The sequence below is a fragment of the Streptomyces sp. NPDC027962 genome, assembly GCF_055566095.1.
This window is the reverse complement of the sequence record NZ_JBVHTA010000013.1, coordinates 74,535-93,635: the sequence shown is the minus strand read 5'-3', so window position 1 is coordinate 93,635 and position 19,101 is coordinate 74,535. Positions and strand designations below refer to the sequence as shown.

Annotated in this window: 21 protein-coding genes and 2 pseudogenes; 12 read left to right on the top strand and 11 right to left on the bottom strand. The window is 69.8% G+C overall.

Annotation, left to right across the window (positions count from 1 at the left end; all coding sequences use genetic code 11):
• Positions 1 to 20 precede the first annotated feature (20 nt).
• Positions 21 to 1,358: a BTAD domain-containing putative transcriptional regulator gene (locus ACZ4SA_RS15100; protein WP_468274096.1), complete on the bottom strand. Its 1,338-nt coding sequence runs from the start codon at positions 1,356 to 1,358 to the stop codon at positions 21 to 23.
• Positions 1,359 to 1,472: 114 nt separating this feature from the next.
• Here ACZ4SA_RS15100 and ACZ4SA_RS15095 point away from each other — a divergent pair, with 114 nt between their 5' ends.
• Both ACZ4SA_RS15095 and ACZ4SA_RS15090 read left to right on the top strand, forming a co-directional pair.
• Positions 1,473 to 2,018, top strand: coding sequence for a hypothetical protein (locus ACZ4SA_RS15095; RefSeq protein ID WP_468274093.1), 546 nt, complete (start codon positions 1,473 to 1,475; stop codon positions 2,016 to 2,018).
• A gap of 24 nt (positions 2,019 to 2,042) precedes the next feature.
• A pseudogene (locus ACZ4SA_RS15090) lies at positions 2,043 to 2,546 on the top strand (hypothetical protein).
• Positions 2,547 to 2,555: 9 nt separating this feature from the next.
• Here the strand turns inward: ACZ4SA_RS15090 and argH are convergent.
• Positions 2,556 to 3,983: an argininosuccinate lyase gene (argH, locus tag ACZ4SA_RS15085; RefSeq protein WP_468274092.1), complete on the bottom strand. Its 1,428-nt coding sequence runs from the start codon at positions 3,981 to 3,983 to the stop codon at positions 2,556 to 2,558.
• Positions 3,984 to 4,069: 86 nt separating this feature from the next.
• Positions 4,070 to 5,263, bottom strand: a complete 1,194-nt coding sequence (locus tag ACZ4SA_RS15080) for an argininosuccinate synthase (RefSeq protein ID WP_468274090.1) — start codon at positions 5,261 to 5,263, stop codon at positions 4,070 to 4,072.
• A gap of 141 nt (positions 5,264 to 5,404) precedes the next feature.
• Here ACZ4SA_RS15080 and ACZ4SA_RS15075 point away from each other — a divergent pair, with 141 nt between their 5' ends.
• From ACZ4SA_RS15075 to ACZ4SA_RS15060, 4 genes and pseudogenes are all read left to right on the top strand, one after another.
• Positions 5,405 to 6,820 (top strand): hypothetical protein, encoded by a 1,416-nt coding sequence (locus ACZ4SA_RS15075; protein ID WP_468274088.1) that lies wholly within the window; start codon positions 5,405 to 5,407, stop codon positions 6,818 to 6,820.
• A 7-nt stretch (positions 6,821 to 6,827) separates the two neighbouring features.
• Positions 6,828 to 6,995 (top strand): annotated as a pseudogene (locus ACZ4SA_RS15070) (pyridoxamine 5'-phosphate oxidase family protein); the annotation flags it as partial.
• 127 nt (positions 6,996 to 7,122) lie between these two features.
• Positions 7,123 to 7,596, top strand: a complete 474-nt coding sequence (locus tag ACZ4SA_RS15065; protein WP_468274085.1) for a hypothetical protein — start codon at positions 7,123 to 7,125, stop codon at positions 7,594 to 7,596.
• Between the two features lie 97 nt (positions 7,597 to 7,693).
• Entirely contained in the window at positions 7,694 to 9,574 is a 1,881-nt protein-coding gene (locus ACZ4SA_RS15060) for a site-specific integrase (protein ID WP_468274082.1), read from the top strand.
• Here the strand turns inward: ACZ4SA_RS15060 and ispF are convergent.
• The gene (gene ispF, locus ACZ4SA_RS15055; protein ID WP_468274080.1) at positions 9,558 to 10,091 is read right to left on the bottom strand and encodes a 2-C-methyl-D-erythritol 2,4-cyclodiphosphate synthase; all 534 of its coding nucleotides are present in this window, start codon (positions 10,089 to 10,091) and stop codon (positions 9,558 to 9,560) included. The two genes, ACZ4SA_RS15060 and ispF, sit on opposite strands and share 17 nt — an antisense overlap.
• Positions 10,092 to 10,231: 140 nt before the next feature.
• Here ispF and ACZ4SA_RS15050 point away from each other — a divergent pair, with 140 nt between their 5' ends.
• Positions 10,232 to 10,765, top strand: coding sequence for a hypothetical protein (locus ACZ4SA_RS15050; RefSeq protein WP_468274077.1), 534 nt, complete (start codon positions 10,232 to 10,234; stop codon positions 10,763 to 10,765).
• On the top strand, positions 10,762 to 11,307 hold the full coding sequence (locus ACZ4SA_RS15045; RefSeq protein ID WP_468274075.1) for a hypothetical protein: 546 nt from the start codon (positions 10,762 to 10,764) through the stop codon (positions 11,305 to 11,307). Before ACZ4SA_RS15050 ends, ACZ4SA_RS15045 begins: the two co-directional genes overlap by 4 nt.
• A 58-nt stretch (positions 11,308 to 11,365) precedes the next feature.
• On the opposite strand, the gene ACZ4SA_RS15040 is transcribed toward ACZ4SA_RS15045, so the two are convergent.
• The 3 genes from ACZ4SA_RS15040 to ACZ4SA_RS15030 are packed head-to-tail and all read right to left on the bottom strand — an operon-like array spanning position 11,366 to position 13,412.
• A complete protein-coding gene (locus tag ACZ4SA_RS15040) occupies positions 11,366 to 11,653 on the bottom strand; it encodes a hypothetical protein (RefSeq protein ID WP_468274072.1) in 288 nt (95 codons plus the stop codon).
• The gene (locus tag ACZ4SA_RS15035) at positions 11,650 to 12,111 is read right to left on the bottom strand and encodes a hypothetical protein (protein WP_468274069.1); all 462 of its coding nucleotides are present in this window, start codon (positions 12,109 to 12,111) and stop codon (positions 11,650 to 11,652) included. The genes ACZ4SA_RS15040 and ACZ4SA_RS15035 overlap by 4 nt, the downstream gene beginning before the upstream one ends.
• Positions 12,051 to 13,412: a hypothetical protein gene (locus ACZ4SA_RS15030; RefSeq protein ID WP_468274067.1), complete on the bottom strand. Its 1,362-nt coding sequence runs from the start codon at positions 13,410 to 13,412 to the stop codon at positions 12,051 to 12,053. Before ACZ4SA_RS15030 ends, ACZ4SA_RS15035 begins: the two co-directional genes overlap by 61 nt.
• Positions 13,413 to 13,483: 71 nt before the next feature.
• Between ACZ4SA_RS15030 and ACZ4SA_RS15025 the strand changes: the two genes are divergently transcribed.
• On the top strand, positions 13,484 to 14,239 hold the full coding sequence (locus tag ACZ4SA_RS15025) for a Tn3 family transposase (RefSeq protein ID WP_468274064.1): 756 nt from the start codon (positions 13,484 to 13,486) through the stop codon (positions 14,237 to 14,239).
• Positions 14,240 to 14,324: 85 nt separating this feature from the next.
• Here ACZ4SA_RS15025 and ACZ4SA_RS15020 read toward each other — a convergent pair whose 3' ends face one another.
• The 3 genes from ACZ4SA_RS15020 to ACZ4SA_RS15010 are packed head-to-tail and all read right to left on the bottom strand — an operon-like array spanning position 14,325 to position 16,138.
• Positions 14,325 to 14,561 carry a hypothetical protein gene (locus ACZ4SA_RS15020; protein WP_468274266.1) on the bottom strand — a complete coding sequence of 79 codons (237 nt, stop codon included), beginning with the start codon at positions 14,559 to 14,561 and terminating at the stop codon, positions 14,325 to 14,327.
• Between the two features lie 44 nt (positions 14,562 to 14,605).
• Positions 14,606 to 14,821 carry a hypothetical protein gene (locus tag ACZ4SA_RS15015; RefSeq protein ID WP_468274062.1) on the bottom strand — a complete coding sequence of 72 codons (216 nt, stop codon included), beginning with the start codon at positions 14,819 to 14,821 and terminating at the stop codon, positions 14,606 to 14,608.
• Positions 14,822 to 14,881: 60 nt separating this feature from the next.
• Positions 14,882 to 16,138, bottom strand: a complete 1,257-nt coding sequence (locus ACZ4SA_RS15010) for an MFS transporter (RefSeq protein ID WP_468274060.1) — start codon at positions 16,136 to 16,138, stop codon at positions 14,882 to 14,884.
• A gap of 107 nt (positions 16,139 to 16,245) precedes the next feature.
• On the opposite strand from ACZ4SA_RS15010, the gene ACZ4SA_RS15005 reads away from it, so the two are divergent.
• A complete protein-coding gene (locus ACZ4SA_RS15005; RefSeq protein ID WP_468274058.1) occupies positions 16,246 to 16,776 on the top strand; it encodes an ArsR/SmtB family transcription factor in 531 nt (176 codons plus the stop codon).
• Between the two features lie 100 nt (positions 16,777 to 16,876).
• Here ACZ4SA_RS15005 and ACZ4SA_RS15000 read toward each other — a convergent pair whose 3' ends face one another.
• Positions 16,877 to 17,812 (bottom strand): helix-turn-helix domain-containing protein, encoded by a 936-nt coding sequence (locus tag ACZ4SA_RS15000; RefSeq protein WP_468274056.1) that lies wholly within the window; start codon positions 17,810 to 17,812, stop codon positions 16,877 to 16,879.
• Positions 17,813 to 17,971: 159 nt separating this feature from the next.
• On the opposite strand from ACZ4SA_RS15000, the gene ACZ4SA_RS14995 reads away from it, so the two are divergent.
• Positions 17,972 to 18,508, top strand: a complete 537-nt coding sequence (locus ACZ4SA_RS14995; protein WP_468274054.1) for a hypothetical protein — start codon at positions 17,972 to 17,974, stop codon at positions 18,506 to 18,508.
• A 162-nt stretch (positions 18,509 to 18,670) separates the two neighbouring features.
• Positions 18,671 to 18,952 (top strand): hypothetical protein, encoded by a 282-nt coding sequence (locus ACZ4SA_RS14990; protein ID WP_468274052.1) that lies wholly within the window; start codon positions 18,671 to 18,673, stop codon positions 18,950 to 18,952.
• The last annotated feature ends 149 nt before the right edge of the window (positions 18,953 to 19,101 follow it).

Genomic DNA, 19,101 nt, shown 5'->3' with positions numbered 1-19,101 from the left:
ATGAGACAGCAATGTCTCATTCAGTACGTCGACGTCTCCTTGCCGCAGGTCCCGAGGCTGCACCACCGGCGCCGGCCGCTTTCGTCGGCGAACACCCAGCCGCAGTTCTCCGCCGGGCAGACCCGGACCGTGAAACGCCCGGGATCACCGAGCAGCTCGGCGGCGCCGCGAGCCACGGCCAGGACCGGCAGCCGCAGCCCGGCGGAAGGCGACAGCCGCCACCGGCCCAGACCGTCCTCACCGCGGACGAACACCGACACCTTCGCGGCGTCCTCCGCCACGTCGGCCACCGCCTTGAACGCCCGCATGTCGTCGGGATCGGTCAGGCAGGCGTACAGCTGCGTACGGAACGCGCGAGCCTCGTCCAGCACCGCCGCGGCCTCCTCCGGACGCCGCCGTGCCTGTTCCAGCAGTCCGGCCACCTGCCAGCCCTCGGCCAGATCCAGATGCCCGGTCCACACGGCCAGCGTGGTATAGGTGCGCAGCCACTCGGAACCGGGCTGTGGCGGACCGTTCCAGCCGGCGTAGGTGTTGCAGAACTCGAGCGCGGGTACCCCGCTCGTGCTCCAGGGCAGCCACTCCTCCCCCACCCGTACCGCGTAGAGGGGGGTGGGCGGCCGGTTCAGCCGTGGGTCGCCGTGCAGGATGCGGTCGTGCAGGGTGTGCAGCCCGGCGCCGGGCTCGATGCCCAGCTCGGTCACCAGCGCCCGGCGGGTGACGCGGTACAGCTCGAGGGCGTCGGCCTGCCGGCCGCCGCGGTACAGGGCGGTCATCTGTGCCGCCACCAGCCTTTCCCTGCCCGGGTGTTCGGGGGCGAGCACAGTCAGATCGGCCACCACCCTGTCGTGCAGGCCGAGTTCGAGCTGTGCCTCGGCCCGCTGCTCCAGCGCCGACAGCCGCAGCTCGCCGAGCGGCCCGCCGAGCCGCTCGCGCAGCGTGTCGTCGGCGACGTCGACGAGCAGCGGTCCGCGCCAGAGCGCGAGGGCACTGTCGTACAGCCGCACGCACTGCGCGGGATCGGCGGCGGCCCCGGCCTTCTTGGCGAGATCGACGAAGTCCTGGGCGTCGATCGCATGGCAGCCAGGGTCGAGGACGTAACCGTCGTGGCGGGTGTCCATGTGCAGCCCGTACGGTGCGAGGCGGGCGCGAAGGCGGCCGATGTACGTGTGCACGGTGCCGCGGGCGGAGGCGGGCGCGTCGCCGTTCCACAGCAGGTCGATGAGGCGCCGGGTGGTCACCACGCGGCCCGCCTCCAGCAGGAGGATCGACAGCAGACAGCGCTCCTGGCGGCGACTGCCCACCAGGACCCGGTCTCCTTCGTGACGGGCCTCGAACGGACCCAGTAGCTGGAACTCCATGGCAGCCGCGAGCCTAATCGGCACCGCCGTCGCCGGAAAGCCGTGGTGAGAGCGTGGTCAGAGACCTCGGAGAAGCTGTGCCGGACAGCCGGACCTCTTCCCCAGGGAGACATCATGCGACGAACCGTTGTTGCTCTGACGGCAGTTGCCGCCACCACTCTGATGAGCGCGGCACCCGCGTCCGCGTCCGCCTTGGAGCTCTCCGCCGCTGAGCGAGCCGTCGCTGCCGCCACTGACCTCGGCTGGGAGCCTGCGCCGTCCGCGCCGTGGGACGTCGCCGCGGGTGTGCGGTGCGACTTCGCCGTCCACGGCGAGCCCATCGTCGACGAGGTGGTGCAGCGCGTGCTGGAAACCCACCCGGACGGGTCGCCGAAGCGGGTCGCGTACAAGGGGGACCTGGTCATCCGGGTCACCAACAAGGACACGGGCGACTTCTACGACGCGGACGCGAGCGGTACCGCGGTGGTCGACTACCGCACGGACGGCTCCCAGTTCTGGTCGGTACTGGGACCGGTGCTCGTCGGCATCGGCGAGGGTGATCTCGACCGGGGCCTGTACATCGTCGACGGCGTGTACACGCTGGACATCAGCTCGTCCGGCTACAGGACCGTGACCATGGCCCACGGTTCGGTGATCGACATCTGCGGGCGGATCGACTGAGCCGCTCCCCGCCAGGAGTCGCGCATGAAGCCGTTGCTGTTGACCGAAGTCGACGGCCCGCCAGTCCGTACGCCGCGAAACCCGAGCGCAGGCCGGCGGGTTACCCGACCCACCGGATGCGGCCGACGGCTCGGACGGGGGCAAGCCGCTGCGGGTGTGGCTCCAAATCGGACACGGCACCCAGGTGTCGGCGCTCGCCGAGCACTACGAGCGGGTACGGGCCACGACGTGGAAGGGTGAGGCGAACGACTGGACAGGCCGGCCTCCGGGCCTGCCCGAGCCGCCCTTCATCGACTGGCCACAGATGCACGGACGGGCGCCCCGCGGGACCTTCGGCAAGACGCCGTACACCCTCCGGTACGCCGCGGGGCGCCCGTTCGCCTGGATCGACGACGACATCACGTAGTTCGAGCACGAGTACGTGGAGCAGAACCACCTCGCCGCCACCCTGCTGCTGCGCGTCGACGAACGGATGGGCTGACCGAACCGGACTTCGACGCGCCGGCGGACTGGGCGGCGGCGCTCTGAGAACTGCCACTACTTCTTGGCGTCCGCCCAGGCGTGCTGTATCACCAGGTCGGCCTTGACCTCGTTGAGCTGGGCAGCCACCGCCGAAGGGGCCGTGCCGCCCCGGCCGTTGCGGGAGGCCAGGGCTCCGGGGACGTTCAGGACGGTGCGGACCTCGGGCGTGAGGTGCGCGGAGATCTTCGCGAACTGCTCGTCCGTGAGCTGGTCCAGCTCGATGCCCTGCTGCTCGCACTCCTTGACGCACTCGCCCGCGACCTCGTGCGCCACACGGAACGGCACGCCCTGCTTGACCAGCCACTCGGCGATGTCCGTGGCGAGCGAGAAGCCGGCCGGGGCGAGCTCCTCCATCCGCTCCCGGTTGACCGTGAGCGTGGCCATCATCCCGGTGAACGCCGGGAGCAGCACCTCGAGTTGGTCGCAGGAGTCGAAGACCGGCTCCTTGTCCTCCTGCAGGTCGCGGTTGTATGCGAGCGGGAGGGCCTTCAGCGTCGCGAGCAGCCCGGTCAGATTGCCGATCAGCCGGCCGGACTTGCCGCGCGCCAGCTCCGCGATGTCCGGGTTCTTCTTCTGCGGCATGATCGAGGAGCCGGTGGAGAAGGCGTCGTGGAGGGTCACGAAGGAGAACTCCTTCGTGTTCCAGATGATGACCTCCTCGGCGATCCTCGACAGGTTCACGCCGATCATGGCGGTGATGAACGCGAACTCGGCGACGAAGTCCCGGGAGGCCGTGCCGTCGATCGAGTTGCCGGCCGAGCCGCGCTCGAAGCCGAGGTCGGCGGCGACCGCCTCCGGATCGAGCCCGAGCGAGGAGCCGGCGAGCGCACCGGAGCCGTACGGGGAAACGGCGGTCCGGGTGTCCCACTGACGCAGCCGTTCGGCGTCCCGCGACAGCGACTGGACGTGCGCGAGCACATGGTGGGCGAAGAGTACGGGCTGAGCGTGCTGGAGGTGCGTACGCCCCGGCATGGCGACGTCCGGGTGCGCCTCGGCGAGGCCGACGAGGGCGTCCTGGAGGTCGGCGACGAGAGCGCCGATGACCCGGGCGTGGTCGCGCAGGTACATCCGGAACAGGGTGGCGACCTGGTCGTTGCGGGACCGGCCGGCGCGGAGCTTGCCGCCGAGGTCGGGGCCGAGCCGCTCGAGCAGGCCGCGCTCGAGGGCGGTGTGGACGTCCTCGTCGGCGATGGTGCCGACGAAGTCGCCGGATGCCACGTCCGCTTCGAGCTGGTCGAGGCCGGCCAGCATGCGCGTCAGCTCGTCCTCGGTGAGCAGCCCCGCCTTGTTGAGGACGCGGGCGTGGGCGCGGGAGCCGGCGATGTCGTACGGCGCGAGACGCCAGTCGAAGTGCACCGACGCGGACAGCTTGGCCAGCGCCTCTGCCGGGCCGTCGGCGAAGCGGCCGCCCCAGAGCCGGACGTCACCGTTCTTGCTGCTCACAGTTCAAGCTCCTGAAAGGTTCGGATGTGCCACCGCCTCCCCGTGCCGGGACGGTGCGGGGAGGCGGTCTGTACAACGCGTGCGGGTTACGCGAGGTCCCGCTTGGCGGCGATCTTCTGCGAGAGGCCGAAGATCTCGATGAAGCCCTGGGCCTTGGACTGGTCGAAGGTGTCGCCCGAGTCGTAGGTGGCGAGGTTGAAGTCGTACAGCGACTCGTCCGACTTCCGGCCGGTGACGACGGCCCGGCCGCCGTGCAGGGTCATCCGGATGTCGCCGGTGACGTGCTGGTTGGCCTCGTTGATGAACCCGTCCAGGGCGCGCTTGAGCGGGGAGAACCACAGGCCGTCGTAAACCAGCTCGCCCCAGCGCTGCTCGACCTGCCGCTTGTACCGGGCGAGCTCGCGCTCGACGGTGACGTTCTCCAGCTCCTGGTGGGCGGTGATCAGCGCGATCGCACCGGGGGCCTCGTAGACCTCGCGGGACTTGATGCCGACGAGCCGGTCCTCGACCATGTCGATCCGGCCGATGCCCTGGGCGCCGGCACGCTCGTTGAGCTGCTGGATGGCCTGCAGGACGGTGACCGGCTTGCCGTCGACGGCGACCGGGACGCCCGCCTTGAAGGAGATGACGACCTCGTCGGCCTCGCGGGCCTCCGCCGGATTCGAGGTGTACTCGTAGATGTCCTCGATCGGCGCGTTCCAGATGTCCTCCAGGAAGCCGGTCTCGACGGCCCGCCCGAAGACGTTCTGGTCGATCGAGTACGGCGACTTCTTGGTGGTGGCGATCGGGAGCTGCTTCTCCTCGCAGAAGGCGATCGCCTTGTCCCGGGTCATCGCGTAGTCACGGACCGGGGCGATGCACTTCAGCTCGGGGGCGAGGGCGACGATGCCGGCCTCGAACCGCACCTGGTCGTTGCCCTTGCCGGTGCAGCCGTGGGCGACGGTGGTGGCGCCGTGCTTCTTGGCTGCGGCGACGAGGTGCTTGACGATCGTCGGCCGGGAGAGCGCGGAGACCAGCGGATAGCGGTCCATGTAGAGGGCGTTGGCCTTGATCGCGGGGAGGCAGTACTCCTCGGCGAACTCGTCCTTGGCGTCGGCGACCTCGGCCTCCACCGCACCGCAGGCGAGCGCGCGCTTGCGGATGACGTCCAGGTCCTCGCCGCCCTGGCCGACATCCACGGCAACGGCGATGACCTCGGCGCCCGTCTCCTCGGCGATCCAGCCGATGGCGACGGAGGTGTCCAGGCCGCCCGAGTAGGCGAGTACGACGCGCTCGGTCACGGGTTTCTCCTTACGGTGCAAACGCTGATGGGTATAACTATGCAATCCTCCGTATGCTTTGTCAATCGGCGCGGAAAACACCTGGTCGCAGAGAGTGTCCGACTCATAGGGTCGGTGGACGGACCGGCACGGGGAGGGCGCATGAACGCGGGCAGGCGATGGGACATCACAGCGGGCCGCGAAGCCGCGAGGTATCTGGTCCAGGGAGTCGGCGCTTCCCATGTCCTCAGCTTCCAGGACCCGGACTGCTGGATCGCGCTGGACCTCGGGGTCCGGGACCTCGGCCGGTGGGAACAGGGCATGGCCCAGCAGCTGAAGGCGCGGACCGAGACGGCGCTCTGCCACCCCGACGGCCGGGTGCGTCAGGCCGCCCTCCACAGGGAGCCCGACACACCTGCCTTCTGGCATCTCGTCGTGGTGCGGTGCGCGGACTGGGTGGCACCCGTGCGCGAGCGGGCCCGCCTCCTCCTCGCGGAACGGCTCCGGTCCTCCCCAGAGGACATGTTGCGCACCCTCACGCCGCTGGTGCTGCGGCTCGGCCGCCGGGACGAAGGGGCGTGGGCACGCGATCTCTTCGAGGAGGCACTGCGCAAGCCGCCGCATCCGGTGCTCGGCCTGCTGCGCGACAGCAGGGACACGGCTACGCGGCGGCTCGCCGCCCGCATCAGCCTCGACGAGGGACTGCTCGGCGTCCGGGGCCTGGCGCAGCGCGCGGCCGACGACCTGGACCCGCTGCTGTGGCGGCTGTGGTCGGACGCGGCGCTCGCCGCGATGGCGGCCGACAAAACGGACGTCAAGGCCGTCGACACCCTTCTCGGCGCGCGGGCGCCACTCGTAAGGTCGGCCGGAGTGACCGCTCTGCGACGGGCCGGGCGGTCGGGGGAGGCGGCAGCCCACCTCACCGACCGGTCGGGCCTGGTGCGGGCCTGCGCCCGCTGGCTGGTGAGCCAGGACGGCGGCGACCCGCACGCCTGGTACCTCGAGCGGTGCACCGACCCCGCGGCAGTCGAGCCGTACGCCGTGGCTGGGCTGTCGGAGTGCGGCAGGCGCGAGGACGCGGAGATGCTCCGCCCCTTCCTGGCCCACCCTGCCGCGGCAGTACGCGCCCAGGCCGCCGCAGGGCTGCGGCGGCTCGAGTCGGTGACCGTGGCGGAGATGCTGCCCCTGGTGGACGACCCCTCGGCGGCGGTGGCTCACGAAGCGGTCCGGGCCCTGCTGCCGTACGCGCGGAGCCTGTCCGCGGACCCGCTCGACGAGCGGCTCTCGCCGCGGTGGCCGACTCACACGCGCAGGGCCGCTTTCCGGCTGCTGCGCGCCCAGGGCGGACTCCGGGAACTCCGCGCGGCGGTCGCGGTACTGGACGATCCCGACCGCGACCTGCGGCGGAACGCGGAGTCCGCCGTGCAGCTCCGCCGCTGGGTGGACGAAGTCCCGCCGGGCGACGGGGAGGTGGACCGGTTGCTCAGGCAGTGCACGCACCTGTTCAGCGATTTCGTGATGACCGTGACGCGCGACCGTCTCGGCCTCCCCCCGGCGACGCCAACCCGTGCTCGATAATCCGGTCATGGGGAAAACGTATGAACGCATAGAAGGCCGCCTTCGCGACTTCATCGAGGCACAGCCGGTGTTCTTCACGGCCACCGCGCCGCTGGCCGGGGACGGGCACGTCAACCTGTCGCCCAAGGGCCGCAGCGGCACGCTGCTCGTCGTCGACGACATGACGCTCGCCTACTGTGCGACATCCCGTGAGTTCCCCTGAGCCCCGCTGAGTCCCTGCCCCCGCGGCCAGGGGGTTGTTCCTCCTTCGTGTGCTCTGTGGTCTCGTGACGTAACTTCGGGATTTTTGCAGCGTTCTCATCTTGTCCGACCGATCCGCAGTCGGGCCGAAGGTGAGGGGGCTCGGGTTGGCGGCGCTGGCGGTCGTACGGGATCTGCGTGAGCACTGGGCGCCCGCGTCGGCGGAGGAGCTGGAGCGGTTCGAGACCGACGTGCTGTCCGGGTTCGTTCTCGCGCGGGCCTCGGCAGGGCTGGCGGACGGCACGATCCGCGGGGACGTCGGTCACCTGGATCAGATCAGGTCCTGGTTCGGCCGGCCGCTGTGGGACATGGAGCCCGCCGACGCGGACATGTACTTCGGGAAGGTGCTGCGGCACTCGCCCAGCGGCACTCGGCTGGGCCGGTCACAGGCGCTGAGCACGTACTTCATGTTCCTGGAGTTGCGGCACAAGGTCGAGCTGCACCGGATGACCGGCCGGGTGGTCGAGTGCCCGATCGACGAGATGAACCGGCCGCGCGGGGCCAAAGGACGCTCAGCTGCGGATCCCGCCGAGTGAGCCGGAGATCGGGACGCTGTTCACGGGCTGGGGCGGCGGGCTGGCGACCTGCCGGAAGTTCGCCCCGACGGCCCGGAACTACACCGCCTCGAAGCTGATGTCCCAGGTCGGCCTGCGGGTGAGCGAGGCATGCGGGCTCGACCTGGACGACATCAAGTGGGACCTGGGCCGTTTCGGCAAGCTCCACGTCCGCCATGACAAGGGGGCCCGCGGCTCGGGGCCGCGCGAGCACGAGGCAGGCGTCGCCGGGATCGCGAGGCCGGCCTGTCCTCGCTGTCACCGGGTGGTCCGCATCGACAAGCCGCTCGACGGGCAGCGGGTCTGCCGCAACTGCATCGCGAAGTCCCGCGTCGAAGAATGCGTACGCTGCGGAGCCCGGCGCGAACCGGCCATCCGCGACGCCAAGGGGCGACCGCTGTGTCCGAACTGCCTGGTCACCGACCCCGCGAACGTCGAGGTCTGCGTCGGCTGCGGCGAACGGCGGCGAGTACAGAACCGCACTGCCGATGGCCCTCTCTGCCCCACCTGCTGCCCGCTGCCGGTCCTGGTCTGCTCGATCTGCGGACGCATCGCACCTTGCACCCACTCCCGTCTGACCGGCCTGCCCCGCTGCGGCGGCTGCGACAGACGCCCAGCTCACTGCATCGTCTGCGGACGACTCCGCGGCATCCACTCCGGCACCGGCGACGCCCCGGTCTGCGGACCCTGCACCGCACCGGACCCCGAGCTCTGGCGCCCCTGTCCCACCTGCGGACAAGCCGAACGCCTGCGAGCCTCCGGTCCGTGCCCGCGCTGCACCCTCAAACAGCGGCTCCACGAGCTCCTCGCCGATGACACCGGCTCCATAGCCCCGAAACTGCAGACCCTCCACGAGGCCCTGGCCAGCACCGAAAGGGCCGGCACCGCAATGCGCTGGCTCTCCAAGGGCATAGTCTCCACTGTCCTGTCCGATCTCGGCTCCGGCCGCCGCCCCCTCACCCACGAAGCCCTGGACGAACTCCCCGAAGGCAAGGTCGTCGAACACATCCGCAGCGGTCTCGTCGCCACCGCTGCCCTGCCGAAACGGGACGAGCAGATGGTCCGTCTCGAACGGCACGTGAAAGACCTCGTCACCTCCCACGCGACCACCGAGGGACGGAAAATCCTGCACCGATACGCGACGTGGCACCTCCTGCGCCGACTTCGCCGTCGCAGCCGCGGCAAAGAGATCACCTACTACCAACTCACGGTCGCACGGCAACATCTGCGGGCAGCCGTCTATCTCCTGAACTGGCTCGAGGGCCAGAACCTGACCCTTGCCTCCTGTCGCCAGAGCGACATCGAACGCTGGATGACCAGCGACGATGTCCGTCTTCGCCAGGAGGCAGGCCACTTCGTGCGCTGGGCCCTGGCCCAGAAGATCGTTCGTGATCTCAGCTTCCCGGCCGAGCGATGGAACGGCCCTTCCCAGGCGATGGACGACGAAGCCCGCTGGGCCACCGCCCGACGCCTGCTGCACGACGACACCCTCAAGTCCGCAGACCGCCTCGCCGGCCTGCTGTTGCTCCTCTATGCCCAGTGGCCCGCAGCGATCTCCCGCCTCACCGTCGACCACATCGAGGAGACGGGCGGAGCGGTCCGTATCCGCCTCAGCGCCGTCCCGGTTGAGCTTCCCGCACCCGTCGCTGAACTGGCCCTCCAGCAGGTCGAGGTTCGCCGCAGCCATGCCGTCCTCGGCCGGACAGACTCACCCTGGCTGTTCCCCGGAGGCCAACCCGGCCGTCCGATCAGTGCCTGGGCCATGGGCGAACGGCTCCGCAAACTCGGCATCCGCCTCGCGGAAGCCCGCTCGACCGCGCTGTTCCAGCTCGCCACCGAGCTGCCCGCCGCGGTCCTCGCCCGCACCCTCGGCATCGACATCACCGTCGCCGTCAAATGGCAGCGAGCCGCCGCCGGAGACTGGGGCGCCTACGCGGCTGAGGTCAGCCGCCGTCGATGACGCTCGGCAACTCGATAATCAGTGCGTTGGCGATGGCAGCCAGGCCATCGCCACGGCCGATCCAGCCCAGCCCCTCGGGAGTGGCGGCACCGATGAACACCGGGGCGCCGAGGGCAGCCGCGAGGATCTTCTGGGCCTCTGCACGGCGGGGTCCCAGCTTGGGGCGCTCTCCGATCAGCTGCACCGAAACATTGCCGATCTCGAATCCGGCGTCCCTGACCAGGCGGGCGGTCTCAGCCAGCAGCACGGTCGGAGCGGCCCCCTCCCATTCAGGGGTGGAGGTGTCGAAATGGGCGCCGAGATCGCCGAGATCCGCAGCTGTCAGCAATGCGTTGCATGCGGCATGAACGACGACATCACCGTCAGGCTCGCCCGCCAGGCCCACCGGCTCGTCCGGCCAGTCCAATCCGGCGAGACGCAGTGGCCGCCCTACCGCGAACGGATGGATGTCCACCCCAGTTCCGATCCTAGGCAGCTGGAAGCGAGCAAGCGATGCGTCACCAAGCGACGTCGTCATCGGAACGAGGGTCTCCTTCAAGGCAGCAAGCGGCAGGACGCCGACACTACCGAACGGGTTCTGGGCTGCTGCCCCCGTCCTCCGAGGGCATGGCATTCCGCAGGTTCCAATACCCGACTCCACCATTACGAGTTAAAGAAGTGCGCCTGCGTGAGGTGGTCGATCGCGTCACCCAGATGCAGTTCGACCGTCACGGCACCCGGATCTGGGGCAAGGTCACCACCGTCCTCGACGCCGAGCGCACCCGCCGGGCGGTCGGCTCGGTCCACATTCCCTTCGGCACCTGCTCCGAGCCCTCCAACGTAGCCGCCGGCGGAGGCGCCTGCCCGCTGCGCTTCCGCTGTGTGGGCTGCGACCACTTCTCCACCGACGTCTCCTACCTCCCCGAACTCCGCGCCTACCTCGACGGGCTGCTACGGCAGCGGGAGAAGCTGCGGTCGATGACCGAGGCCGACGACTGGGCCCGCGCCGAGGCCACCCCGTCAGACGAGGAAATCACCCGCGTCCGACGCCTGGTCCGCCGCGTCACCGAAGACGTCGACGCGATCATCGAGGCCGAGCGCAGCGAGATCCAGCAGGCCGCCGCGATCGTCCGCAAGACCCGACTGGGCTTCCTCGGCATGCCCCGCATCCGCCAGCCGCTGCCCGACCTGCGACCGGAGCGACCCGTATGACCACAACCGACCCGGCCGTCCAGGCGATGTTGGACGGCCGAATGGCCGACACCGGCCGACGCCGCCAGCGCGTGCTTGCCGCCCTTGAGGCCGCGAAGGACGGCTCCGAGGTCAGCGTCGCGGCCATCGCCCGCCGCGCGGGCGTCGACCGCACCTTCCTCTACCGCCACCGCGACCTGCTCCTCCAGGTCCACGCCCAGGCCGCCGAGCCGCCCACGGTCCCCGGCGGCCGGGGGCCGACCGTCAGCCGGGCCTCGTTGCAGGCCGACCTGGTGGCCGCCGACGCCCGCACCGCCCGGCTCGCCGCCCAGGCCCGTCGTCTCGAAGCCCGGCTCAGCGAGGTCCTGGGCGAGCAGGTCTGGCGCGAGTCCGGCATCGGCGGCCCCGACGACACCGAACAGCTAAAGGCCCGGATCACCACCCTCGAACAGCAAGTCGTCGACCTGGAGCTCAAGCTCCAGGACCGCGACGACGACCTCGCCGCCGCCCGCGCCGCCAACCGTGAGTTCATGACCCAGATTAACCGAGGAAGCGACGCGTGAATGCGCACCGTCGAAGTTCCCGGTTGGTGACGCCCGGCGCCCGGCCGGTGACGCCGACTCACTCCCTGTCCACCTCCGCCAGCGAAGCCCGCAACGTCTCCTGTAGGTCCGGGTGTTCAGCTGCTCGTTCCAGGGCCAGTGCCGCACGGAATTCGCGTCGTGCCCGCGCCCGCGCACCTGCTGCCGCGTACGACTGACCCAGGCGGCGCCGGATCTCCATCTCGAGCCGCGTGCGGTGCGGCTCCGAACTCTGCGAGATGCCTGCGTGCAGCGCCAACGCCTGGCGATGGCGGCGTTGCGCCTCTGCAAGGTCCTCCGCGACCGACCCCAGCCGTGTCAACGTCAACGCCAGCAGCATCGTGTCACCGGCCTCCCGCAGCAGCGCTCAGCGCGCAGTAGCACCGCCCGTGCCTCCGCCCGTTCGCCGAGCCCCGCATGCCCGTCCGCAAGGGAGATGAGGCGCTGGCTGACCGGAATCGGGCGGCCGTTGCGCTCTGCCGCGGCGAGCGCCGCCCGCGCGTCGGCGAACGCTGTGCGCACCTCACCCTGCATGAACCGGCTCATCGACCGCAGCGCCAATGCCAGCGACACTCCCCACTCGTCGTCGGCCCGTTTCAGGACCGGCAGCACCTCATCCATGGTGGCCGTCACCGTGTCGTACCGCCCCTGCAAGAAGTCCTGGATGGCCAGACCGGTCACAGGCAGCGCCGCCATCGTCTCGTCGCCGTTCTCGCGGGCGGACTTCAGCGCCTGCCGGAACCAGTCGCCACCCTGCGCGAGCCGGCCCTGCTGGTAGTCCAGCAACCCGAAGGACGCCGCCACCAGGACCCGCAGCGCCGGGTCTCGGCTCCGCCCGCGGCTTGCAGCGCCGTCGTCAGCGCCGCGCGGCCCTCGTCGTAGCGATCGTGGTGGAGGAAGTAGTCCCGCAGCGCAACACCCAACTGCGCCGTCAGGACGTCCTCGCCATGCTCCGCCGCGTACCTCGGTACATCCGCCAGGTCCGCCCCCGCCTCGTCCAGCCACCGCGCCGCGTCCCGCGCGGAGTCGAACCGCTGCGGATCCCCGTCCGATGCCCGGCCGTCGTCACCGGTGAGCCGGCCCGCATGGACGTACAGCTGCAGTGCCCTACGGCGGGCTTGCGCCGTCTCCTCGGGCCGGGCGTCGGCCAGCTTCCGGGCGTGGACCCGCACGAGGTCGTGGAGGCGGTACCGCCCCGGGTCTGGCTGCAGCACCAGGCTTGCGTCGTACAGCTCCTCCAACATGATCTCCGCCTCATCGACGCCCACCCCGAGCATCACCGCCGGCGTCCACGCGTCGAACTCCGGCGTCGGCGCATGGCCCAACAGCCGGAACGCCCGCTGCTGAGCCTCACTCAACTGCTCGTAGGACATGTGGAAGGCGGCCTCCACGCTGCGGTCCCCGGCGCTCAGCTCGCCCAGTCGCCGCTCCTCCCGCGCCATCCGCGCCGCTAGGTGAGCCGGCGACCACGACAGCCGGTGCTGCAACCGCGCGCCGGCGATCCGCAATGCCAGCGGCAGACCCCCGCACAGCCGCGCCAGGTCGGTGACCGCCTTGAGGTCGGCGTCAGTGCGCGCCTCGCCGATCAGGCGGCGCAGCAGACCAATCGAGTCGGCGGTCGGCAGCGGCTCCAGGGTCACGCACCGGTCCGCGTCCAGTCCGGTCAGCCTGCGCCGTCCCGCCACCAGCACGTGGCTGCCCGGACCGGCAGGCAGCAGTGGCCGCACCTGCGCGGCGCTTCCCACGTCGTCGAGAACGAGCAGCAGCCGCAGCCCGCTGGTGGCGTCGCGCCATGCGGCGATCAGGTCGTCGCGGTCCTGGGGAACGTCCGCGTCGGCCGTGCCGAGCGTGCGCAGCAGCCGCTGGAGCAGCCGCTTCATCAAGGGGCGCTCGCCCACCGGTGAGCGGTGCGTGAGCAGATCGAGGAAGAGAACGCCGTCCGGGTGCTGCGGGCGAAGCGTCCACGCCGCGTGCACCAGCAGCGATGTCTTCCCGACCCCGGCAGGCCCGTCCACCGTCGCGACGGTGACGGCATCGTGGGGGGCGGGCGCGGTCAGTGTGGCGACCTCCGCGACGCGGCCGATCAACTTACCTGCGTTTCCGGGCAGTTCGTTTACTGTGCGACGCGGCCGGGCCTGCGCCAACACCGGCGGCAACGATGCCCTGGGACGCCGCGAGGCAGCCTTCGAGGCGGGCACTGCGTCCGGGAAGACAGAGCCGCCGGCGGTGGCCGAGCCGCCGAGGACGGCCGGGTCGTCGTGACGGAGCACTGCCGCGTGCAGATCCCGCAGGGCCGCAGATGGTGCGGCCCCCAATGCCGCTCCAGCCGGTCTCGAACCACACGATCCGCCTGGACCGGATACGCGCCCACTGGGGCGACATGCTCCGTGTGGCGGGCTCCCTGACCCTGGGCGAGGTCCGCGGTCACGACCTGATCCGCATGCTCTCCCGGGACGGCAAGCCCACCGGGCTGGGCTACGCGTTCGCCCACTACGGACGGATCTTCAAGACCCTGCACCTGCTCCAGTTCGTCTCCGACGAGGGATACCGGCGGATGATCGGTACCCAGCTCAACGTCACCGAGGCCCGTCACCGTCTCGCCCGGAAGATCTTCTTCGGGCAGCGAGGGGAGCTGCGCCAGCACTACCGCGAGGGCATGGAGGACCAGCTCGGCGCCCTCGGCCTGGCGCTCAACGCCGTGGTGCTGTTCAACAGCCTCTACATCGACGCCGCTGTGAAGCAGCTCGCCGCCGACGGCTTCCCCGTCACCGACGAACTCCTTGCAAGGCTCTCACCTCTCCAGTACGACCACATCAACTTCCTCGGCCGCTACGCCTTCACCCGGCCGTCGGAGCCGGGCTTGCGCCCCCTGCGTGACCCCCGTGCCACAGACGAGAACTTCGAAGAGCAATAGGGCGCTGGATCCCCTCGGGGGATGCAGAACTCGGAACGGCTCTTCACGCTGGGACGTTCTGGTCCTGGGTGTGTCCCTGGCAGGGTCACATGGGCAGCGACAGGAGGCGGACCGCCCCAGGAGGCCACGGCACTGCGGCGCCAAGGGATGTCCACATGGCCGGCAGGGGCATAGTGAGGTTGCCGCCGGGTTGTTGGACTATGACGTCAGTGGGTAGAGGAGTCCACCCCATCTTTCGGTAGACAGGCATACGATCCGGGCGGCAGAACAGGAGACCGAACTCCAGACCCTGTGCCGATGCCTGAGCCATGGCTGCGGACACAACAAGCCTCGCCAAGCCGCGGCCTTGCAGTTCCGGTGCAACGATCACGCCCCCAGGCCGGCCACCCGCAAAGTAGTGTCGGCGACGGAGACGGGTACGGCGACCCGGCAGGCATGGGCCACCAGGCGGTTCTCCGCCCTGATACCGAAGTGCTGTTCCTTGGGGCGCCAGGTCAGCCCCAGAGTCGAGACTTCAAACGGATCGCGGTCGTCCCCGGCGATGTCGCGCAGGTCGGCGGGCGTGTACTCCTGGAGAGCCACTGCCTGCGGGAAGGGGAGGAGCGTGTGGGTCTCCTCGGCCCTCGGTTCGTCCTGCGTCGTTCATCCCTTCTTCGCGGCGTCGGCTTCGTGCGGCCGGTGACTCGCGTTCGGCCCGGCGGGTGGTACGGCGCGGGGACGGCCGGTGATCGCGAGCAGCATGGCCGTCGTCAGGCCGAGCACACCGGCTGCGAGGAGTTGAACCCTGTAGTCCAGGGTGGCCACCAGTGCTGTGCCCGCGAGGATGGCGAGCCCGGTCGGTGCGAATACCAGCGTGTTCGCGGTGGCCGCCACCCGGCCGAGCAGTTCGTCTGGTGTCTCCTTCTGGACCGTGGTCAGGGCGCTGATGAGCGGCCAGGGCAGGCCCAGACCGATGAGCAGGCTGCCGGCCACCACTACGGGGAGGAAGCCGGTGACCCGGGCCAGTGCCCCGAGGGCGAAGAGCGTGAGGCCGAGCACTGACAGGAGGCGGGCCGGGACGCGGCGCATGAGCGCCCCGGTCGCCAGACCGCCGATGACCGACCCGAGCCCTTGGACCGAGCTGAGAACGCCGGCGAATGCCGCGGGCTGCCGCAGCCCGGTATCGAGGAGCGCGTAGGTCGCCGTGCTGCTGAGGCTTGATGCCGCCATGGCACAACCGCCTGCGACGACCAGAGCTCGCAGCGCCCTGTGCCGCCACAGGTAGCGGACGCCTTCGGCGGTCTCGGCGGTCCAGTTCCGCCGTAACCGACGTGCGGGCGCGGCTTCACGCACGCGGATCAGGCTGAAGGCGGCCGCGCCCAGCAGGAAGGACAGCGCGTTCAGCAGGGCGACGGTCGGGCCGCCCAGAACAGTGAACAGGCCAGCGCCGATCAGAGGGCCGAGCAGGCTGGTGCTCTCGATCGCGGCCCGGGACAGGCCGTTGAAGTCCCCGCGTATGTCGCCCGGTATTGCGGAGGCAATCAACGCGGTCTCGGCGGCGTCCATGAGCACGGTTCCCGTGCCCACCATGGTCAGCACGGCGAAGAGCAGCCAGACATCCTCCGGAGCGCGCACGGCGATGGGTGCCGTCATGACAGCGGCCAGCACCAGGCTTGTGGCGATCAGGAGCGTGCGGCGGCGCATTCGGTCGGCCACGTTGCCGAGGAACGGTCCCGCAAGGGCCGGTGCCCAGGCGCAAAAACCCACCAGGGCGGCCAGGCTGTCGGAACCGGTGAGCTCCTTCACCCAGACCCCGGAGGCCAGAAGCATGGCCGAGTCCCCGAAGCCGGAGACGATGACTCCCGCCAGGTAGACGCGGGCGTTGCGGTCCCGCAGCACCGTGAACAGTCCCATGGCCATGCCCGGCCCCCCTTGATGATCTCGCTCCGCAGGCTTCGGCACCCTACCCCCAACAGAATGGTTGGCGGTAGGGTGCCGTGGTGGCGGCATGCGCTTTACTGACTGGCGTGACCGACGCAGACCCCGCCCTGAGGGCCCTCGCCCATCCCGTGCGGCTGCGGATGCTCACGCTCATGTGGCCCGGACCGATGTCCGCCGCCGAACTCGCTCGTGAGCTGGACATCTCGCATGCCCTGGCCAGCCGACACCTACGGCGCCTGGATGCCGCCGGTCTGGTGGAACTGGCCGAGGAACGCACCCGCCGCGGAGGCCGGGAGCGCCGCTACCGAACCGTCCACGGCTCCCCACTGTCCGACCGCCGCGATGGGGCCCGGATGCTGGCAGCGACCCTGGCGCACACCCTTCAAGAGCGCGCCGCACGCCGGGCTCCAGACGGCAAGGGGGTAACCGTCGACGCGGAACTGTGGGTGGCGCCGGAGGTGTGGGAAGCGGCCAGGCAGCGGCTCGCCGATGTCGCGGCCGAACTCCACGACGCCGCGCACCCGCCACGTGCGCCCGGAACGATCCCCGTGGGCATGAGCCTGATGATCTTCCCTTTGCAAGAGGCCCCGCATGCTGACGCTGATCGGGAACCGTGACGAGCACCGCCCTCCACTTGATCTTGTTCGGGAATCGACCAATTGATGAGCAAGATCAACTAAGGAGGGTGTGAATGCCGACACGGGACGACTTCGCCGATTAGTTAGCCCCCTTCAAGGGCAGCAAGCCGCCCTGGGTACCTGCGAATCCGGGGTCTTCCCAACCGGGCGGGTAGACGGAGTCATGGATACGGGCGCTGCTGGAGGTGGTGTACACCCCCTCCTTGGTCGGAGGACCGAGCGTGAACGGTCCGCAGGTCTCGACCCGGTCGCCGTTGTCAAAGTGGACCCGGCAGCGGCGCAGAGTCGACTCGTTCCGGGTCAGATGAAAAGTGCGGTCCTCAATCATCTGCGGGTCCTGGTGCATAAGCCAGAGCCACACGGTTACTTCTCCCGGAATCCCGTCCTGCGGGATCGCCTTGACCTTGACGGAGATCGTGACGCCGTCGGTATCGCGTTCGATGCACGGCATCACGTACAAAGAAGCCTGCGGCACCGGCGCCCAATCGCTGCGGCACTGCTGAGCGAGGGGCTCGGGGGTGGTGGGTGCAGAGGGGGTTCTGTCTCTGTCGCCGAGCCATGCGGTGACCCCCGTGCCCGCCAGCCCCACAAAGCCAGCGGCGGCAAGGGCGACGATGACAGGGCGGCGCCACGGCGCTCGCGGCCTGTTGGCCAGTGTCTCGGGCGCGCTGGCGGCGTCCTCTGGTAACAGGGTCTGCTCGGACAGGCCGTTGGCTTCGGGCGCGGCGGACGGTTCCGCTTCCGGCTGGGAAGCCCGCAGGGCGTCGGAGCGCCGCTGCGCCCATTCATCCGGGTCCGCGCCGCACGCCTGGGCGTATGCCCGTACGTAGTCCTCGGTGAGATTGCCGTTGCGGGGATCCAGGGCGCGGGAGAGGTGGGAGGAGCTGTACCCCATTGCCTCCCCCACGGTGGTCAAACTCTGACCGCCACGCAGTTTCCGTAGATCATCGATGAACGCGTGCCACGGACTGGCATCGCGGTCGATCGGCTTCTCCTTGCGTCCCCGTACGCCCATGCTCTCCCCTGCGTCAGACCTTCGCATTGTTGCGTTCATTGTTGCTTTTAATGCGCAGGTCAGAAGGGGTTCGCGAAAAATCCCGGGCGGCGAGAGTGATGGCAGATCCGGTTCGTTGACCGGAGACCTCATCATCCGACCGAAGGGAAGAACCCCGCGATGTCCCGTACCTCACGAGGCCGCCGCTCTGCTGTCGGCCTGGCGCTCGGCGCTGTCCTTGCCGGCGGGCTCGTCCAGGCCCCGGCCGCTCAGGCCGCTCCAACCGGCTACGTGTGCATGTTCAAGTACCCCTACCGCGTGGACGCGGCGGCCGGACATGTGGCCTGGGCGTTCCAGACCGCCCCGGACCGGTGGACCTTCGGCTCGTACTCCACGAAGCCGTGGTCGAAGTCGAGCTGGACCGGAAGGGACATGGTGAACAACTTCAAGAAGCAGGGGTACGACGGCTACCGCTGCAAGAAGACCCACCAGCGGCTCTCGGCGGCCGCCACCACAACGTGGAAGAAGCTGCGCGGTACGGAGTACCGACTGTGGACGAACAACTGTCTGACCGTCAGCCTCGCCGTCTTCCGCAGCTACAGCCGGGAGCTCCGGAGCCTGTCCACTCCGACAGCGGGGAATAACAAGCTCCCGCGCACGTACTACGACCAGACGCTCCCGAAATACGGCTTCGGGGCGAACGTCCGGCTGAAGTAGAAGGGCCCCGAGGCGAACGAGGTTTCGATGCGGCCAGCGGGCCCCGGAACGGCGGTTGGCCGCACCCCTGCCCCGCGCACGAACCTCGTCGGAATGGCGGACCGCCGACGGTCCATTCCCCAAATCTCCACTCACTCGAACAAACAGCCGAGGAGAACTGTCATGGCAACCGAAGAGATGAAAGTGCAAGGAGTGGCGGCAGGAACTCGCCTCCAGATCAAGGGCAAGGAGTTCGTGGTCTTGGAAGGCGGCGCATTGGCCGAAGTGCTGGAGGACGCCGACGACGCGGCGCAGACAGGGTCGGCGCGCGGGCGGAGCCCGCAGCTGGCGGCGCGTGGCGTGGGCGCCAACATCGCGATGGGTGCCCGGGCTTCCGACATCGCCGTCAAGGCACTGACCGCCGGTACCATCGTGGCCATTGCCGTTGCCACCGGCGGCCTGTGACCGCTGACAAGGCACCGAAGCACATAGTCGGCTTTGCGGTCCCAGCCGGCTGGGACCGCAAAACAATACACGACTCGGAAACCTCGCGCCGCCCGCGGGCAGAGGGTAGGAGCGGGAAGACCTCCCACGAAGAGGAGATCCAGCGATGG

Excerpts from the sequence above, each read along its gene's own strand:
- ACZ4SA_RS15000 (WP_468274056.1), bottom strand. The coding sequence starts at position 17,812 with ATGGGCGTACGGGGACGCAAGGAGAAGCCGATCGACCGCGATGCCAGT.
- ACZ4SA_RS15075 (WP_468274088.1), top strand. The coding sequence starts at position 5,405 with ATGAACGCGGGCAGGCGATGGGACATCACAGCGGGCCGCGAAGCCGCG.
- ACZ4SA_RS14995 (WP_468274054.1), top strand. The coding sequence starts at position 17,972 with ATGTCCCGTACCTCACGAGGCCGCCGCTCTGCTGTCGGCCTGGCGCTC.
- ACZ4SA_RS15010 (WP_468274060.1), bottom strand. The coding sequence starts at position 16,138 with ATGGCCATGGGACTGTTCACGGTGCTGCGGGACCGCAACGCCCGCGTC.
- ACZ4SA_RS15060 (WP_468274082.1), top strand. The coding sequence starts at position 7,694 with ATGTCCCAGGTCGGCCTGCGGGTGAGCGAGGCATGCGGGCTCGACCTG.
- ACZ4SA_RS15045 (WP_468274075.1), top strand. The coding sequence starts at position 10,762 with ATGACCACAACCGACCCGGCCGTCCAGGCGATGTTGGACGGCCGAATG.
- ACZ4SA_RS15095 (WP_468274093.1), top strand. The coding sequence starts at position 1,473 with ATGCGACGAACCGTTGTTGCTCTGACGGCAGTTGCCGCCACCACTCTG.
- ispF (WP_468274080.1), bottom strand. The coding sequence starts at position 10,091 with ATGACGACGTCGCTTGGTGACGCATCGCTTGCTCGCTTCCAGCTGCCT.
- ACZ4SA_RS14990 (WP_468274052.1), top strand. The coding sequence starts at position 18,671 with ATGGCAACCGAAGAGATGAAAGTGCAAGGAGTGGCGGCAGGAACTCGC.
- ACZ4SA_RS15100 (WP_468274096.1), bottom strand. The coding sequence starts at position 1,358 with ATGGAGTTCCAGCTACTGGGTCCGTTCGAGGCCCGTCACGAAGGAGAC.
- ACZ4SA_RS15025 (WP_468274064.1), top strand. The coding sequence starts at position 13,484 with ATGCCCTGGGACGCCGCGAGGCAGCCTTCGAGGCGGGCACTGCGTCCG.